At 72.8% G+C, this 17,140-nt stretch carries 14 protein-coding genes; 4 read left to right on the forward strand and 10 right to left on the reverse strand.

Annotated elements, in window-relative coordinates; genetic code table 11:
- Window positions 1–21 precede the first annotated feature (21 nt).
- The 3 genes from BLW57_RS17540 to BLW57_RS17550 are packed head-to-tail and all read right to left on the reverse strand — an operon-like array spanning window position 22 to window position 2,673.
- Window positions 22–600, reverse strand: coding sequence for a protease inhibitor I42 family protein (locus tag BLW57_RS17540; protein WP_093475678.1), 579 nt, complete (start codon window positions 598–600; stop codon window positions 22–24).
- A gap of 38 nt (window positions 601–638) precedes the next feature.
- Window positions 639–2,255 carry a peptidoglycan-binding protein gene (locus BLW57_RS17545; protein ID WP_093475680.1) on the reverse strand — a complete coding sequence of 539 codons (1,617 nt, stop codon included), beginning with the start codon at window positions 2,253–2,255 and terminating at the stop codon, window positions 639–641.
- A 10-nt stretch (window positions 2,256–2,265) separates the two neighbouring features.
- Complete coding sequence (locus BLW57_RS17550) at window positions 2,266–2,673, reverse strand: hypothetical protein (RefSeq protein ID WP_176985623.1); 408 nt, start codon at window positions 2,671–2,673, stop codon at window positions 2,266–2,268.
- A 175-nt stretch (window positions 2,674–2,848) separates the two neighbouring features.
- On the opposite strand from BLW57_RS17550, the gene BLW57_RS17555 reads away from it, so the two are divergent.
- Window positions 2,849–3,244 carry a nitroreductase/quinone reductase family protein gene (locus BLW57_RS17555; protein WP_093475681.1) on the forward strand — a complete coding sequence of 132 codons (396 nt, stop codon included), beginning with the start codon at window positions 2,849–2,851 and terminating at the stop codon, window positions 3,242–3,244.
- A gap of 3 nt (window positions 3,245–3,247) precedes the next feature.
- On the opposite strand, the gene BLW57_RS17560 is transcribed toward BLW57_RS17555, so the two are convergent.
- The 6 genes from BLW57_RS17560 to BLW57_RS17585 form a co-directional block, all read right to left on the reverse strand.
- A complete protein-coding gene (locus BLW57_RS17560; RefSeq protein ID WP_093475683.1) occupies window positions 3,248–4,699 on the reverse strand; it encodes an aldehyde dehydrogenase family protein in 1,452 nt (483 codons plus the stop codon).
- Complete coding sequence (locus BLW57_RS17565; protein ID WP_093475685.1) at window positions 4,696–6,426, reverse strand: N-acyl-D-amino-acid deacylase family protein; 1,731 nt, start codon at window positions 6,424–6,426, stop codon at window positions 4,696–4,698. Before BLW57_RS17565 ends, BLW57_RS17560 begins: the two co-directional genes overlap by 4 nt.
- A gap of 32 nt (window positions 6,427–6,458) precedes the next feature.
- A complete protein-coding gene (locus BLW57_RS17570) occupies window positions 6,459–7,577 on the reverse strand; it encodes an LLM class flavin-dependent oxidoreductase (protein ID WP_093475686.1) in 1,119 nt (372 codons plus the stop codon).
- A gap of 98 nt (window positions 7,578–7,675) precedes the next feature.
- Window positions 7,676–8,446 (reverse strand): SDR family NAD(P)-dependent oxidoreductase, encoded by a 771-nt coding sequence (locus BLW57_RS17575; protein ID WP_093475688.1) that lies wholly within the window; start codon window positions 8,444–8,446, stop codon window positions 7,676–7,678.
- A gap of 15 nt (window positions 8,447–8,461) precedes the next feature.
- A complete protein-coding gene (locus BLW57_RS17580; RefSeq protein ID WP_256339507.1) occupies window positions 8,462–9,385 on the reverse strand; it encodes an LLM class F420-dependent oxidoreductase in 924 nt (307 codons plus the stop codon).
- Window positions 9,382–10,614, reverse strand: coding sequence for an amidohydrolase family protein (locus BLW57_RS17585; RefSeq protein ID WP_093480741.1), 1,233 nt, complete (start codon window positions 10,612–10,614; stop codon window positions 9,382–9,384). The genes BLW57_RS17580 and BLW57_RS17585 overlap by 4 nt, the downstream gene beginning before the upstream one ends.
- 189 nt (window positions 10,615–10,803) lie before the next feature.
- Between BLW57_RS17585 and BLW57_RS17590 the strand changes: the two genes are divergently transcribed.
- Window positions 10,804–13,785: an SARP-family global regulator AfsR gene (locus BLW57_RS17590; RefSeq protein WP_093475689.1), complete on the forward strand. Its 2,982-nt coding sequence runs from the start codon at window positions 10,804–10,806 to the stop codon at window positions 13,783–13,785.
- 208 nt (window positions 13,786–13,993) lie between these two features.
- Window positions 13,994–14,176 (forward strand): regulatory protein AfsS, encoded by a 183-nt coding sequence (locus BLW57_RS17595; RefSeq protein ID WP_073888337.1) that lies wholly within the window; start codon window positions 13,994–13,996, stop codon window positions 14,174–14,176.
- A gap of 108 nt (window positions 14,177–14,284) precedes the next feature.
- Here BLW57_RS17595 and BLW57_RS17600 read toward each other — a convergent pair whose 3' ends face one another.
- The gene (locus BLW57_RS17600; protein WP_176985624.1) at window positions 14,285–15,895 is read right to left on the reverse strand and encodes a FadD3 family acyl-CoA ligase; all 1,611 of its coding nucleotides are present in this window, start codon (window positions 15,893–15,895) and stop codon (window positions 14,285–14,287) included.
- A gap of 84 nt (window positions 15,896–15,979) precedes the next feature.
- On the opposite strand from BLW57_RS17600, the gene BLW57_RS17605 reads away from it, so the two are divergent.
- Window positions 15,980–17,134 (forward strand): lipid-transfer protein, encoded by a 1,155-nt coding sequence (locus BLW57_RS17605; protein WP_093475692.1) that lies wholly within the window; start codon window positions 15,980–15,982, stop codon window positions 17,132–17,134.
- The last annotated feature ends 6 nt before the right edge of the window (window positions 17,135–17,140 follow it).

A 17,140-nucleotide genomic window follows, 5' to 3' on the forward strand; every position in this document is an offset into this window, starting at 1 on the left:
GGGCCTCGGTTCCGGTCCGGGTCAGCGGACGGTGATCGTGAAGACGTAGTAGGCGGCGCGGGAGTCCGGGGTGCCGGTGGCGGTCGGGTACGGCGACGGGGACGCCGTGCCGTCGGGCGTTGGCCCCAGGGTGGACCGGTCGTCGGGGCCGGGTCCGGTGCACGTGTGCAGGGGGCAGTAGAGCAGCCGTACGGTCGTCCTGCCCTCGGCGACCGCGGAGAACTCGAAGGACTGGCTGCCGCCCGTGCCGCCGTCGGCGTCACCGCCGTCCCCGGAACTCCGGTCGCCCCGGAACCTCAGCACGGCCGCGTCCGGCCGGGGGTCGGCGAGGTACCAGTTCTGGCCGAGGGTCGCGGCGGACGGGACGGTGAGGGTGATCGCCTCCCCCGGCGCGGCGGTGATGGTCCGGTCCCGCGGGCCGTACCGGGTGGAGGGGGTGCCCGTGGACGGGGTGCCCGTGGCCGGCGTCGTGGGCGCGGGGGTGCTGATGGCAGGGGTGCTCGCGGCGGGCGTGCCGGTCCCGCCTCCGCCGCCGCAGCCGGTGAGGGCGAGCAGGCAGACGAGGGCGGCGGAGCCGAGAAGAGAGGGGCGTGCGGTCATGGTCGATCGGTGTTCCTGGGTCTCTCGGTCCTGGTCCGTCAGTCCTGGGGCAGGTGGACGGCGTACGCGTCGGGCAGCCGGCTGTTGCTGGCCTTCGCCATGCCGCCGTTGACGAAGTCGTTCTCGCTGACCCATGTGGTCTGGCCCCACGGGTTGTAGATCTCCAGCTTGTCGCCCTCCTGGCCGACGATCATCATGGCGTGGCCGGAGCGTTCGCCCTTGGCGTCGTAGCCCTCGACGCCGATCGGCACCGGCCTGCCCTCCGCCACCGCCTTCTCGATGTCCGGCAGGATGTTGCGCCGGGCGTCCGCGTCCCGGACCTCGTGCAGTTCGTACGAGCTCCCGGTCTCGGGGCTGATCTCCTTGTTGACGACCTCGGTCTTGCCGTCCTGGCCCATGCCGTTGTAGTTGGCGCCGCCGTGGCCCTCCTCGTGCACCCGGTGCTGCTCGTCCACCAGGCGGCGCCGGAAGGCGGCCGGGTCGTTCTCCTGACCCGTCGGCCCGCCGGTGAGCGAGAGGGCGTACACCGGGTCGACCATGGCGCGGGCGGTGACGGTGGACGAGGCGACACAGGTGCCCTCACTGCCGTCGCCGCCCTGGGACCACTGCTGCGTGCCGAAACTCTGCAGGTCGGTGTTGACGTTGGCGCCGTTGCCCGGGTCGGTGCCCTCGTCCTTGAGGCTGTCCCCCTTGGTGACGATCGGCGACAGGTGCTGCTGCAGCCACGCCGGGTCCTTGCCGTGGATCTTCCCGTCGAACGCCGCGATGTCGTCGACGCCGTGGCCCGCGGCGAGGGCCTTCATCAGGTACGCCTTCTCCTGCGGGGACGACGCGTGCGCCAGCAGGGTCTCCATCCGGGTCCGGTCGGCCGCCGAAAGCCTGTCCATGGCCCGGCCCGAGCGTTCCAGGTCGCCCGCGGTGAGGATCTCGTTGTAGTCAGCGGCACCGGCCGGGCCACTGGAGTCGGCGAGCATCAGCCGGTCCACCGCGGACAGTTCACCGGTGTGTATCTTCCCGGCACGGGCCTCGGCCGCCCACTTGTTCAGATCGCGGGTCGCCGCACGGACGGCGTCGTCCGCGGCGACGGCCGCCTTGTGCATCAGGTCGACCCCGGCGGCGGCGACGGAACGGGCCGACGCGAGGGCCTTCTTCTCCTCGTCCGTCTCGATCATCCGGTCGAGGAAACCGTCCTTGCCACCGAGCTGCTGCTTCGCCTGCCGCATCCGGGAGCGGCCCTCGGTGTCCTGCTTCTGCGCGTCCGTGAGCGCGTCGGCCAGCGCGATCAGCGCCTTGGCGCCGCCCTCGAACGCCTCGGCCATCTTCGTCGCCGCCCGGCCCGCGGCACCCACCGCGTCGGAGGCGAGGACGCTGGTGTCACCCACCCACACCTCCGGCAGCCCCTTGCGGGCCACCTTGTGCACGCGGTCGTGCACGTCCCCGGCCTTGTCGACCTGGCCCCGGTAGCGCTTGCCCAGCGATTCCAGCGTCGCCGTGTCGCCCACCGGCGCGCAGGCGAACAGCGCGCCGTCGATCTGGTCGAGCAGATCGTTCTTGGACCCGGCTTTGGGAATGCTCTCGCACAGCCCGGCCAGCCAGGAGCGGCGGCCGGCGGGGGTGTCCGTGGGCAGCAGGGGCAGCCCGAAGAATCCGGTCATCGATCCGTCCTCAGTACCGCGCCAGGGCCGACGGCCGGCCGGCGTGCGCCGGCATCGTGGTGACGTCGTTCCCGGCGGGCGCCGGCATCGTCGTGAGTCCGTCGGCGCCCACCCGTACCGCCTCGGCCCGGGTGCCGACGGCGTGGTCGCCGCCCGTGTACGCGCCCTTGGCGAGGCGGACCTTGCCCGCGAGTTCGTGCAGCGCCGACTCCAGCGTGGCCGCGTCGGTCTCCCAGGCCGCGGCGAAGGCGTTGAACGCCGCCGCCGGCTCGGAGCCGCCCAGCGCGTCGTCGGTGTAGCACATGGCGGGGCTGACCGCCTCGCGGATGTGTCCCGCGTCGTCGCCCGCCCCGTCCAGTTCCTTCGCCTGCCCGGACATGCCGGACCTGACCGTGTAGCCGTCCGAAGACGCGCCCATCACGCTCCCCCGTTGCGATAGATCATGGCTGCGGGGGAGGCTAACACGCGTCTTTCGTACGAACGTCCACGCATCACAGGCCCCGCACCGGGCCGACACAGCATCCGCGCGGGCCGCCGCCGGTGCCCGCGACGGGCCCGGGGTCCGCCCGCGGAGAGCAAGGGGAGCCACCGACATGCCAGGCCGTGCCGAGCGCAAGCACCGCATCGTGACCCGCTTCCAGCGGTACCTCGCCAACCCGGTCAACCGGCGCCTGCCGTTCCAGACGCTCCTGGAGACCACCGGCCGCACCTCCGGGCTGCCCCGGCGGACTCCGGTCGGCGGGCGCCGGGTCGGCGACTCCTTCTGGCTGGTGTCGGAGTTCGGCCCGAAGTCGCAGTACGTGCGCAACATCCAGGCAGACCCGGAGGTCCGCGTCCGTATCGCCGGCCGCTGGCACCGGGGCACCGCCCACCTCCTGCCCGAGGACGACGCCCGGGCCCGGCTGCGCGCCCTGCCCCGGTTCAACAGCGCGGCGGTACGGGCGTTCGGCACGGACCTGCTGACGGTGCGGGTGGACCTGGCGGACTGAGCGTCAGCCCGGCCACACGAGGGCCTGCACCTCGCTGTAGGCGTGCAGGGCGTACACGCCGACGTCCCGGCCGACCCCGCTCTTCTTGAACCCGCCGAACGGCGCCTCCATGTTGCGGCCGACGGTGTTGACGCCGACACCGCCGGCCCGCAGCCGCCGCCCCACCCGGAAGGCCCTGGCCACGTCACCGGACCAGACGTAGTCGACGAGTCCGTAGTCGGAGTCGTTGGCGAGGGCCACCCCCTCCTCCTCGTCGTCGAAGGGGATCACCACGACGACGGGCCCGAAGATCTCCTCCCGGGCCACCCGCATGTCGTTGCCGCAGTCGGCGAGGAGGGTGGGAGCGACGTAGAACCCCCGGTCCAGGGACGGACGTTCACCACCGGTGACGACGACCGCCCCTTCCTTGCGGCCGAGTTCGACGTACGACTCCACGCGGGCCCGGTGCTCGGCGGAGATCACCGGCCCCACGACGGTGTCCGGCTCCCCCGGATCACCGACCTTCAACCGGGCGGCGTACCCGGCCAGTCGCTCCACCAGCCGGTCGTACACCCCGCGCTGGGCCAGCACCCGGGTGGGCGCGGTGCAGATCTGCCCGCTGTAGAAGGAGAACGTGGTGCCGATGCCGGCGACGGCCGAGCCGAGGTCTGCGTCGTCGAAGACGAGCGCCGCACCCTTGCCGCCCAGCTCCATCAACTGGCGTTTCATGTCGCGTCCGCACACCTCGGCGATGCGCCGGCCGACGGACGTGGAACCGGTGAAGCTGACCATGTCCACGTCGTCGCAGGCCACCGCCGCCTCGCCCACCGCCGTGTCCCGGCCGGAGACGACGTTCACCACGCCCGGCGGCACCCCGGCCGCCTCCAGCGCCTCGGCCATCCGGTAGACCGAGAGGGGGTCCTGCGGAGCGGGCTTGACCACCACCGTGTTGCCCATGGCCAGGGCCGGGGCGACCTTGCCCGCCGGATTGGCCCACGGGTTGTTGTACGAGGTGACGCACGTGACCACGCCGACGGGCTGCCGCACCGCCAGGGCGCCCATCACACCGGCCCTGCCCATCGGCCCCGCCTCGTTGATCTGCGGGACCACGGCCCACTCGGCGGGCTCCACCGCGGCGTACCGGCGGAAGCGGGCCGCGGCCACCCCGACCTGCATCGCGCGGGCGGTCCCGGCCGTCGCGCCGGTCTCCGCCCGGGCGAGGTCGGCGTACGGCTCCAGGGAATCCCGGATGACGCCGGCCGCCCGGGCCAGCACCGCCGCCCGCTCCTCCGGCCGGGTCCGCGACCACGGCCCGAAGGCCTCGCGGGCCGCCGCGCAGGCCGCCCGCACCTGCTCCGGTGAGGCCTCCGGCGCCCAGCCGACGGTCCCCTCGGTGGCCGGATCGGTCACCGGGTAGTGCCCGCCGTCGGGTTCTGTCCACTCCCCGCCGACGAACAGCCGCTGCCCCTCGTTCACCGGGTGCTCACCGTCCGCGTGTCCCGCCCGGACCGCAGCACCCGGCCCGGTACGGCACCGGTCACCACGTCGTCCCGGATCGCCTCGACTCCGTTGACCCACACCGCGCGCACCCCGATCGCCCGGGAGTCCAGCCGCGGACTGTCGCCCGGCAGGTCGTGCACCAGCCGGGCCCGGCCCGCGTCGATCCGCTCCGGGTCGAGGAGCACCAGGTCGGCGTGCCAGCCCTCCCGTACCCGTCCCCGCTCGCGCAGCCCGAAGAGCCGCGCCGGGTCGTCGGTCAGCATCCGCACCGCCTGCTCCAGGCCGACCAGCCGCCGGCCGCGCAGGCAGTCCCCGAGGAACCGGGTGGTGTACGGCGCCCCGCACATCCGGTCCAGGTGGGCGCCCGCGTCGGAGCCGCCCAGCAGCACGTCCTCGTGCTGCCAGGTCTCCGCGCGCAGCTCCCAGGAGGCGGGGTCGTTGTCGCTCGGCATCGGCCACAGCACCGTGCGCAGTTCGTCCTCGGCGCAGATCTCCACCAGGCACGCGAACGGGTCCTGCCCGCGCTCGGCGGCGATGTCCCGCACGACCCGGCCGGTCAGACCGCGGTTGGCCTCGCTGTAGGTGTCCCCGATGACGTACCGGCCGAAGTCCGCGAGCCGCCGGAAGACGCCCGCCTCCTTGGACCGGGCCCGCCGCAGCAGCTCCGCCCGGACCTCCGCGTCCCGCAGCCTCGCGATCCGTTCGGGCACGGGCAGCCCGAGGACCGGCCCCCAGCCGGGGATCAGGTTCAGGGCGCAGAAGGTGCCGAGGGACATGTTCATCGGGGTGAGGATCGGCATGGTCAGGGCCACAATGCGGCCGCCGGCCTTCCGTGCCCGTTCGCTCGCGCCGAGCTGCCGGGGCACACGCTCCGGGACGGCCGCGTCGACGGTGAGGACGTTCCAGTTCAGCGGCCGTCCGGCGGCCGCGCTCATCTCCACGAGGAGATCGATCTCGGCATCGCTGAACTGGTCGAGGCAGCCGGCGACGATCGCCTCGATCTGCGTGCCCTCGTGCTCCCCGACGGCCCGCGCGAGCGCCAGCAGCTCCGCAGGTTCGGCGTGCCGGGACGCCACGGGCCGCCCGTCCCCGTCCGAGTGGGTGCTGGACTGCGTGGTGGAGAGTCCCCAGGCGCCGGCGTCCATGGCCTCGTGCAGCAGCGCGACCATGGCTTCCAGCTGCCGCCGGCTCGGCTGCCCCCCGACGGCGTCCGGGCCCATGACGTACCGCCGGAGCGCGCAGTGCCCCACCATGAAACCGGCGTTGACCGCGATCCGCCCGTCGAGGGCGTCCAGGTACTCCCCGAACCCGTGCCAGCTCCACGGCGCGCCCTCCTCCAGGGCCACCAGGGACATGCCCTCCACCTTGGACATCATCCGGCGGGTGTAGTCGGCGTCCTCGGGGCGGTCGGGGTTCAGGGGCGCGAGGGTGAAGCCGCAGTTGCCGGCGGCGACGGTGGTCACGCCGTGGTTGAGGGAGGGGGTGGCGTACGGGTCCCAGAACAGCTGGGCGTCGTAGTGGGTGTGCGGGTCGACGAACCCGGGGGTGAGGACGAGGCCGTGCGCGTCCTCGGTGGTGCGGGCCTCCCCGGTGACCCGGCCGACGGCGGCGATCCGGCCGTCGCGGATGCCGACGTCGGCGGTGCGGGCGGGGGCGCCGGTGCCGTCGACGACCGTCGCGCCCTTGATGACGTGATCGAACATGGGGCCTCCTTCCCGGCCGGGACCGGCGGCGCTCACGCGGCGGCCCGGAACCGCGAGGTCCGGTGCACGGGGTCGGTGTCGATCTTGGGAATCACGTGCTCCCCGATCAGCCGGATCGTCTGCAGCGTCTCCTCCTTCGGCACCCCGACCGGCAGCCCGAAGCTCAGCTGGTCGGCGCCGGCCTGCTCCCAGCGCTTGCACTGGCGCAAGACCTCGTCCGGGTCCCCGCAGATCAGCAGCTCCTCCTCGATGAGCAGCTCCACGAACTCGGGGGTGTACGGGGGCAGCGTCTCCGGCCACACCGGGAACCCCTCGGGCCGGGGGAACGTGTCGTGGTACCGGAAGACCAGCGAGGGCAGGTAGTGCAGCCCGCCGTTGACGGCGATCTCGATCGCCTCCGCGTGCGTCGGCGCGCAGATCGCGGTCGTCGTCACCATCACGTTGTCGTTGACGAAGTCGCCGATCGGCTCCGCGTCCACGACCGCCGTCTTGTACTGCTCCAGCACCCACTCCATGTCGGAGACCTTCTGGATGCTGAAGCCGAGCACGCCGAGCCCCTTCTTCGCGGCCATCGCGTAGGAGGGCGGCGAACCGGCCGCGTACCACATCGCCGGGTGCGACTTCCCGTACGGCTTCGGGAGCACCTTCCGCGGCGGAAGCTGCCAGTGCTTGCCCTGGAAGCCCTCGTACTCGTCCTGGAGCCACATCTTGGGGAACTCGGCGACGGTCTCCTCCCAGATCTCCTTGGTGTGGTTCATGTCGGTGATGCCCGGCAGGAAGCCGAGGATCTCGTGGCTGCCCGCGCCCCGGCCGCTGCCGAACTCGAAGCGGCCCTCGCTGAGGTGGTCGAGCATGGCGACCTTCTCGGCCACCTTCACGGGGTGGTTGACCTGGGCGAGCGGGTTGAAGATGCCCGATCCCAGGTGGATCCGCTCGGTCGCGTGGGCAAGGTAGCCGAGGAAGACGTCGTTGGCGGACAGGTGCGAGTACTCCTCCAGGAAGTGGTGCTCGGAGGCCCAGGCGTACTTGAAGCCGGACTTGTCCGCCTGGATGACGTACTCGGTCTCCTCCATCAGCGCCTTGTGCTCGGCGAGCGGGTCGGTCTCGGCACGCTTGCCCACGTATCCCTGTACAAAGAGCCCGAATTCCACGGCGGTTCACCGTCCCAGTTTTTCTGACGCTCCGTCAGTTCTTGGCTGTCGGCCGACTGTCGCACCGGCCGCCGCGACCGTCAATAGCTGACGGTAAGTCAGATAACGCTGACCCCGGCGAGCCAGCCGCCGTCGATCACGAACGGCTGGCCGGTGATGTACGAGGAGTCGTCCGAGGTGAGGAAGAGGGCGAGCCGGGCCACCTCCTCCGGCTGTCCGACCCGGCCCAGCGGCACGAGCTTGCGGTACAGCTGGTCCAGGGCCCGGCTCATCTCCTCCGGATCGGCGTCCGGGTCCAGCCGTGCCGGGTTGGACATGGCGGTGTCGATGGCGCCGGGGCAGATGGCGTTGACCCGGATCCTGCGGGCGGCCAGCTCCAGCGCGGCCACCCGCGTCAGCCCGAGCACCGCGTGCTTGGTCGCCGCGTACGTCCCCACGGCGGCCATGCCCGTCAGGGCCGTGTACGACGCGGTGTTCACGATCGTGCCGCCGTCGTCGAGCTCGGGGGCCACCGTCTTCATGCCCAGGAAGCAACCGACCTGGTTGACCTGCACGACCTGCATGAACTCGTCCAGCGGGGTGTCCACCAGGGCGTTGAACCGCAGGATGCCCGCGTTGTTGACCAGCCCGTCGAGCCGCCCGTACTCCCGCTTGGCGGCCCGCACGGCGTCCCGCCAGCCCTCCTCCGTGCCCACGTCGAGGTGCACGTACAGCGCGTCTATCTCCCCGGCCAGCGCCTCCCCCTGCTCGTCCAGCACGTCGGCGACGACCACCCGGGCGCCCTCCGCCCGGAAGAGCCGCGCCTCCTGCTCACCCTGCCCGCGCGCCGCCCCGGTGACGATGACGACCCGCCCGTCCAGCTTGCCCATGCCGGCTCCTCCTGCTCAGTCCAGCCGGGGCGCGACCTCGGCCCCGAACACGCCGATCTGCTCGATCAGTTCGGCCCGGCTCCGGCTGCGGAACCGCACCTGGATCTGGTCCACGCCCATCGCCCGGTACGCCCGCAGCGACTCGGCGATCAGGGCCGGGGTACCGGTGAGGGTGCGTCCGCCGACGTCCCAGCCGGCCCGGCCGACGTACAGCGGCTCGGCGAGGGCGCCCACGGTGAAGGGCCCCTCGACGCCGTGCTCGGCCCGCAGCGCCCGGATCCGCGCGATCTGCGCGGGCAGCCGCTCCCGCGGGTCCCCCTGCGGCAGCCAGCCGTCGCCCTTGAGCGCCGCCCGGCGGACGGCGGCGGGCGACGAGCCGCCCACCCACACGGGCACGGACGGCTGCGTGGGGCGGGGCCGCTGGCCGAGGCCGGAGAAGTCGTGGAACTTGCCGTGGTGCTCGGGGAACTCCTCGGGGCCGAGGGCGGCGCGCAGGGCGTCGATGCTCTCGTCGAGCACGGCACCCCGCCGCGCGAAGTCCACCCCCAGCGCCTCGAACTCCTCCCGCACGTGCCCGGCCCCGACGCCCAGGACCAGCCGCCCGCCGGAGAGATGGTCGAGGGTGGCGTACTGCTTGGCGGAGAGCAGCGGGTGGCGCAGCCCGACCACGGCCACATGGCTGAGCAGCCGGACGCGTGCGGTCACGGCGGCGAGATGGGCGAGGGTGGCGACCGGGTCGTACCAGACCGTGCTCATCGCCTCGGCCAGCCGGCGCGGTACGCCGACGTGGTCGCAGACGGCCAGGTAGTCGAACCCGGCGTCCTCCACGGCCCGGGCGACCGCGACCAGGTCCGCCGGCCCGGCAGCGGCCTCCCATGCCTCCGTGTACAGGGTGCTCTGCGACTGGACGGGCAGCTGGATGCCGTAGGCGAGCGTCACACCGACCCCTTCCAGAGCCCGTCCTCGGTCAGCCCCAGCAGCTCGATGGCGTTGCCCCGGACGATCCGCTCGACCACGTCGGCCGGCAGGTGGCCCATCTGCGCCTCGCCGACCTCGCGGGACTTGGGCCAGGTGGAGTCGGAGTGCGGGTAGTCGGTCTCGTACAGGACGTTCCCGACGCCGATGGAGTCCAGGTTCCTCAGTCCGAAGGCGTCGTCGAAGAAGCAGCCGTACACGTGCTCGGCGAACAGCTCGGACGGCGGCCGGCGGACCTTGTCGGCGACCCCGCCCCAGGCCCGGTTCTCCTCCCACACGACGTCGGCGCGTTCGAGGATGTAGGGGATCCAGCCGATCTGCCCCTCGGCGTACATCACCCGCAGCCCCGGGAAGCGCTCGAACTTGCCGCTCATCAGCCAGTCGACCATCGAGAAGCAGCAGTTGGCGAAGGTGATGGTGGACCCCACGGCGGGCGGGGCGTCCGCGGAGGTGGAGGGCATCCGGCTGCTGGAGCCGATGTGCATGGCGACGACCGTGCCGGTCTCGGCACAGGCGGCGAGGAACGGGTCCCAGTCGTCGGTGTGGACGGAGGGCAGGCCGAGGTGCGGGGGTATCTCGGAGAAGGCGACGGCCCGGACGCCGCGCGCGGCGTTGCGCCGCACCTCCTCGGCCGCCAGCCGGGCGTCCCACAGAGGTATGAGGGTGAGCGGCACGAGCCGCCCGCGCGCCTCGGGACCGCACCACTCCTCGACCATCCAGTCGTTGTAGGCGCGCACGCAGAGCAGGGCGAGCTCACGGTCCCGCGCCTCGGTGAAGGTCTGCCCGCAGAAGCGGGGGAAGGTCGGGAAGCACAGGGCGGACTGGACGTGGTTGACGTCCATGTCGGCGAGCCGGGCGGGCACGTCGTACGAACCCGCGCGCATCTGCTGGTAGGTGATGACCTCCAGGCGGATCTCGTCCCGGTCGTAGCCGACGGCGGTGTCGAGACGGGTGAGCGGGCGGTGCAGGTCCTCGTAGACCCACCAGTCGCCGACGGGGCCGTCGGTGCTGCCGGGATCGCCCATGACGGGCTTGAAGCGCCCGCCCAGGAAGGTCATCTCCTTCAGCGGGGCGCGCACGATCCGGGGTCCGACGTCCAGGTACTTCTTCGGCAGCCGGTCCTGCCAGACGGTGGCGGGCTCCACGGTGTGGTCGTCGACGGAGATGATCAGCGGGAACTGTGTGGTCTCCATGCCGTTCACGGTAGCGCTGATCTGACGACCCGTCAGCTCATGACGAACGGCCGACGGATGCGAAGAGGGTGTGAACGCCTTGTGCACCGATGCATACCGGCCTGTGATCGGCGTCTCCCACGGCTGACGCAACTGCCCGGAACAAGGCAAACTGACGGGGTTGTTCATGATGCCGAGGGGGGCGAACGCATGGACGGTGGGCCGCGAGTACCTGAGCAGCGGCGTACCGGCTCCGTGGCCGGGGCCGAGGCCGGCGCCGCCACGGAGCCGGACGCGCTGCGCTTCAGCGTGCTCGGTCCGGTGCGGGCCTGGCGCGGCGCGGAGGTGCTGAACACCGGCTCCCCCCAGCAGCGCGCCCTGCTGGCCGCCCTGCTGCTGCGCGAGGGCCGTACGGCGACGGCGGCGGAGCTGATCGACGCGCTATGGGGCACCGAGCCGCCGTCCCAGGCGCTGGCCGCGCTCCGCACGTACGCCTCCCGGCTGCGCAAGGTGCTGGACCCCGGCGTCCTGGTCAGCGAGTCCGGCGGCTACGCGGTACGCCGGCTGCGCGAGGGCGCCCTCGACCTGGCCGCGGCCCAGGAGCTGGCCACGGAGGCGGAGAAGGCACGCGGCGCCGGGGACCTGCGGCACGCCCGTGAGGCCCTCGGCCGCGCACTGGACCTGTGGGACGGCGAACCGCTCGCGGGCGTGCCCGGACCGTACGCGGAGGCGCAGCGGGCCCGGCTGGAGGAGTGGCGCCTGGGCCTGCTGGAGTCCCGGCTGGACATGGACCTGGAGCAGGGCCGCCACGCGGAGGCGGTGTCGGAGCTGACGGCACTGACCGCCGCCCATCCGCTCCGTGAGCGCCTGCGCGAACTGCTCATGCTGGCCCTGTACCGCGGCGGGCGGCAGGCGGAGGCGCTGGCGGTGTACGCCGACACCCGCCGCCTCCTCGCCGAGGAGCTCGGCGTGGACCCGCGCCCGGGCCTCAGCGAACTCCAGCAGCGCATCCTCCAGGCGGACCCGGTGCTGGCGGAGCCCTCCGCCCCGGCGGCGGAGCCCGCGGCGGCTCCCGTGCGCCCGGCACAACTACCCGCTTCCGTACCGGACTTCACGGGCCGCGCGGCCTTCGTGAACGAACTGAGCGAGGTGCTGTCCTCCGCCTCCGAGACCGAGGGCCGGGTGATGGCCGTCTCGGCACTGGCCGGCATCGGCGGCGTCGGCAAGACGACGCTCGCGGTGCACGTGGCCCACCGGGCCCGCACCGCCTTCCCCGACGGCCAGCTGTACGTCGACCTCCAGGGCGCGGGCCCGCGCCCCGCCGAGCCGGAGACGGTCCTAGGCTCCTTCCTCCGCGCCCTCGGCACTGCCGACTCGGCCGTACCGGACTCGCTGGAGGAGCGGGCGGCCCTGTACCGCTCGGTGCTGGACGGCCGCCGGGTCCTGGTCCTGCTCGACAACGCGAAGGACGCGGCCCAGGTACGGCCCCTGCTGCCCGGCACGGAGGGCTGCGCGGCCCTGGTCACCTCCCGGGTGCGGATGCTCGACCTGGCCGGCGCGCACCTGGTCGACCTGGACGTGATGTCCCCCGACGAGGCGCTGGCGCTGTTCACGAAGATCGTGGGCGAGGAACGGGTGGCGGCGGAGCGCGAGGCCGCGCTGGACGTGGTGGCGGCCTGCGGCTTCCTGCCCCTGGCGATCCGTATCGCGGCGTCACGCCTCGCGGCCCGCCGCACCTGGACGGTCTCCGTCCTCGCGGCCAAGCTCGCGGACGAGCGCCGCCGGCTGGACGAGCTCCAGGCGGGCGACCTGGCCGTGAAGGCCACGTTCGAGCTGGGCTACGGCCAGCTGGAACCGGCCCAGGCGCGCGCCTTCCGCCTGCTCGGCCTCGCCGACGGCCCGGACATCTCCCTGGCCGCCGCGGCCGCGGTCCTCGACCTGCCCGCGGAGGACACGGAGGACCTGCTGGAGTCCCTGGTCGACACGTCCCTGCTGGAATCGGCGGCCCCCGGCCGCTACCGCTTCCACGACCTGGTCCGCCTCTACGCGCGTGCCTGCGCCGACCGCGACGAACAGCCCCCCAGCGAACGGGGCGCGGCGATGTCGCGCCTGCTGGACTTCTATCTGGCGACGGCGGCGCACGTCTACGCGATGGAGCGGCCGGGGGACCGTACGGTCACCCATCTCGAACACGTGCAGCGGCCCGGCAGCGCCTTCGCCGGTGCCTCGGCGGCGCTGGACTGGCTGCACACCGAGGCCGAACCGCTTCTCGCGTGCGTACAGCAGTCGCTCGAAGCGCCCACCCTGCGGCGGGCCGTCGATCTCCTGCTGACGACCATAGATCTGGCGGAGTCCGGGGCCAGCGCGCGCCGCTACGAGACGACCGCCGTCGCCGCGCGGGACGCGGCGGCCGCACTCGGGGACCCGCACGCCGAGACCCGGGCGCGGATCACCCTCGCGCAGGTCCTCAGCCAGTCGGGGCGGTTCGACGAGGCCCGGCTGGAGGCCGAGCACGCGGACGCGCTGAACGAGACCGCCCAGGACCCGTGGACGAGCAGCACGGCACCCAACCAGCTGGGCATCATCGCCAACTGCACGGGCCGGTTCGCCGACGCGGTGACGTATCTGCAGCGGGCCATCGAGGCGTTCCGCGCCGACGGCAACAAGCCGGGCGAGGGAAGTGCCGTGTGCAACCTGTCCCGTTCCCTCGCCTCGATGGGGCGCAGCGGGGAGGCCGTGGAGCTCGCGAAGCGGGGCGTCGACATCTACGACGAACTCGGGATGTCCGTCCGCCTGGCCAACGCGCACTACGCGCTGGGCATCGTGCTCACCCAGGCCGGGTCGCTGCCCGAGGCGCTGGTGCAACTGTCCGAGGCGCTGCGGATGTTCACGGACAGCCGGCAGCGCCTGTGGGAGGGGACCACGCACTTCCGCATCGCCCAGGTGCACCTGGTGTCCGAGCGTGCCGCCCTCGCCGCCCAGCACGCCGAGCAGGCCCTGGCGATCGGCTGCATCGGCGGTGACTGGATGCGGGCCAACGCCCTGACGATGCTGGGGAAGGCCCTGGAGGCACTCGGGCAGTCCGACCGGGCCCGGGTCTGCTGGCAGGAGGCTCTGTCCCTGTACGAGCAGGCGGGGTCCGTCGAGGCGGCCGAGGTCCGGCGCCTGCTCGCGCCGTTGGCGGCGGCCTGAGAGGCGGCCCCCCACGGGGTCGTTCATCGAACGTTTATGACTTCCTGTCACTCTCTGGGAGTCGATCCGCCGTTCTCGGGGGGCAGGCGGATCAACCGGGCCTCGCGGCTACTCTGAGGCCTCCTGGAACGCCCGTTCGGCGACCCACGGGGGAGTTTCCGAACGGGCGTTCCACTCGCTGCGCCACATATCTCTTGGAGTACCAGCCATGAGCAACGACAAGAAGATCGTCACCATGAAGGACCAGCACACGCCGGCTCCGCCGGCCCTGGACGAGCCGGTCACCACGATGGACCAGCACACCCCGGCTCCGCCGGCCCTGGACGAGCCGGTCACCACGATGGACCAGCACACCCCGGCCCCGCCGGCCCTGGACCTCGATCGCAAGTAAGCCACCACCCCGACGGGGATCGGCCGCGGCGGCGCGGAGGGGGAGCCGTCGCGGCCGAGGTGTGTCCGGAGGGCCGGGACCGGCGGACCCGTTCCGTCGGTCCCGGCCTCAGCCTGCCGGTGGTCCGCTCCCCCGCAGTACCCCCTTCACGACCTTCCCGCTCGCGTTCCGGGGAAGTTCGGGGACGAACTCCACCGCTCTCGGGACCTTGTAGTTGGCCATCTCCCGGCGGGCCCAGGCGATCAGGTCGTCGGCGGTGAGGGAGGCGTCGGGTCTGCGGACCACGAAGGCCTTGCCGACCTCTCCGAGGCGGGCGTGCGGGACGCCGACCACCGCCACGTCGGCCACGTCGGGGTGCAGGCCGAGCAGTTGCTCGATCTCGGCGGGGTAGGCGTTGAAGCCGCCGACGATGAACATGTCCTTGATGCGGTCGGTGATGCGCAGGTTGCCCTCGGCGTCGAGGACGCCGACGTCGCCCGTGCGCAGCCAGCCGTCGGCGGTGACCGCCTCCGCGGTGGCGGCCGGGTCGGCCCAGTAGCCGCGCATGACGTTGAAGCCGCGCACCAGCACCTCGCCGGGTGTGCCGGGCGGCACCCGGCCACCCCGGGCGTCAGCGACCCGCACGTCCGTGCCGGGGATCGCCCGGCCGGACGTCGAGGCGATCACCGAGGGGTCGTCGCCGCGCCGGCACATCGTGACGATGCCGCTCGCCTCGGAGAGGCCGTAGGCGGTGAGGACCGTGCCGATGCCGAGTTCGCCGCGCAGGCGTTCCACCAGGCGGAGGGGGACCACGGCCGCTCCGGTGACGACCAGCCGGAGGGCCGAGAGGTCGTGGGCGCCGCGGGCCGGGTGGTCCAGGAGGGACTGGTGGAGGGTCGGCGGGCCCGGCAGGACCGATATCCGCTCCGCCGCGATGTTCGCCAGTGCCGTGTCCACGTTGAACACCGGCTGCGGGATCATCGCCGCCCCACGCATCAGACAGGCGATCACACCGGCCTTGTAGCCGAAGGTGTGGAAGAAGGGGTTCACGATCAGGTAGCGGTCGGTGGCGCGCAGGCCGGCGAGCTCGGCCCAGATCTCGTACGCGCGCAGGGTCTGGGCGTGGGTGATCATCGCGCCCTTGGGGCGGCCCGTCGTACCCGAGGTGAAGACCATGTCCGAGAGGTCCGAGCCGCACAACTCCGCTTCTCGTGCGCGGACTTCGGACGCCGTCACCTCCTCGCCCGCCGCCAGGAAGTCCTTCCAGGTGCGGAAGTCGGGCGGTGCGTCGTCGGAGAGGACCACCACCTGTTCGAGGTCCGGCAGGCCGGGCAGCGGGCCCCGGCCGCCGGGCACCCCCTCGCCGGTCGCCCTCCGCAGCGAGGCCACGTACGACGTACCGAGGAACGTGCCCGTGACGAACAGCAGCCGGGTCCCGCTGCGGCGCAGGACGTCGGCGGCCTCGGTGCCCTTGAAGCGGGTGTTCAGCGGCACCAGCACCGCGCCCGCCGACACGGCGCCGAGGGCGGCCACGATCCAGTCGAGGGAGTTGGGCGCCCACACGGCCACCCGGTCGCCCCTGGCCACTCCGCAGGCCAGGCAGGCAGCCGCGGCGCGTTCGATCCGGGCGCCGAGTTCGGCGTACGTGATCCTCGTCCGGCCCTCGACCACGGCCTCGGCGTCCGCGTACCGCTCGGCCGCGGACCGCACCAGTCGCGGGACGGTGCCCCAGTCACTCACAGCAGACCTCCCCGTGCCCACACGTAGCTGACTGTCCGTCAGATTAGCGGTAACCTGACGCACTGTCAGGAGAGGGGGCCTTGCATGGCAGGAACGGGACTCAAGGACGCCACCGCCGTCGTCGGCATAGGACAGACCGCATTCGCCAAGCACCTTCCGGAGGACGAGCGGACGCTCGCCTGCCGGGCGGTGCTCGCCGCGCTCGACGACGCCGGGATCGCACCCGGCGAGGTCGACGCCCTGGCCTCCTACACCATGGAGGAGACCGACGAGGTGGAGCTGGCGAAGGCGGTCGGCTTCGGCGATCTGACCTACTTCGGCAAGGTGGGGTACGGCGGCGGCGGCTCCTGCGCCACCGTCGCCCACCTCGCCGCCGCCATCGCCGCCGGGCAGGCCACGGTGGGCGTGGCCTGGCGGTCCCGCAAACGGGGCAGCGGGCCCCGGCCGTGGACCAGCACGGCCGTCCAGCTGCCCACACCGGCGCAGTGGACACGGCCCTTCGGGCTGCTGCGGCCGGCGGACGAGATCGCCATGCTGGCCCGCCGGTACATGCACGAGTACGGCGCCACCCGCGACCACCTGTTCAACGTCGCCCTGGCCTGTCGCAACCGGGCCAACCAGAACCCGGCGGCCGTCATGTACGAACGGCCCCTGACCCGCGAGATGTACATGACCTCCCGGTGGATCAGCGAGCCGCTGTGCCTGTTCGACAACTGCCTGGAGACCGACGGGGCCCTCGCCTGTGTGGTGGTCTCCAAGGAGCGGGCGCGGGACTGCCGACAGCGGCCGGTGTACGTGCACTCCGTCGCCCAGGGCCTGCCCGCCCAGCACCACGGCATGGTCAACTACTGGAACGACGACCCGCTCACCGGCCCCGCCTGGACCGCCGCCCGGCATCTGTGGAAGCAGGCGGACTTCACCCCGGACGACGTGGACGTGGCGCAGATCTACGACGCGTTCACCGCGCTGATCCCGCTCTCCCTGGAGGGCTACGGCTTCTGCGCGCGCGGGGAGGGAGGCGCCTTCACCGAGCAGGGCGCCCTGGAGATCGGCGGGCGGCTGCCGGTGAACACCGGGGGCGGCGGGCTCAGCGAGGCCTACGTGCACGGCTTCAACCTCATCAACGAAGGGGTGAAGCAGCTGCGCGGCACCAGCACCGCGCAGGTCCCCGGCGCCGCCACCTGCCTGGTCACGGCGGGCGAGGGCGTGCCCACCTCCGCGCTTCTGTTGAGGAGTTGACCCGCC

Source organism: Streptomyces sp. 1222.5, from assembly GCF_900105245.1.
In the GTDB taxonomy this organism is placed as follows: Bacteria; Actinomycetota; Actinomycetes; order Streptomycetales; family Streptomycetaceae; genus Streptomyces; species Streptomyces albidocamelliae.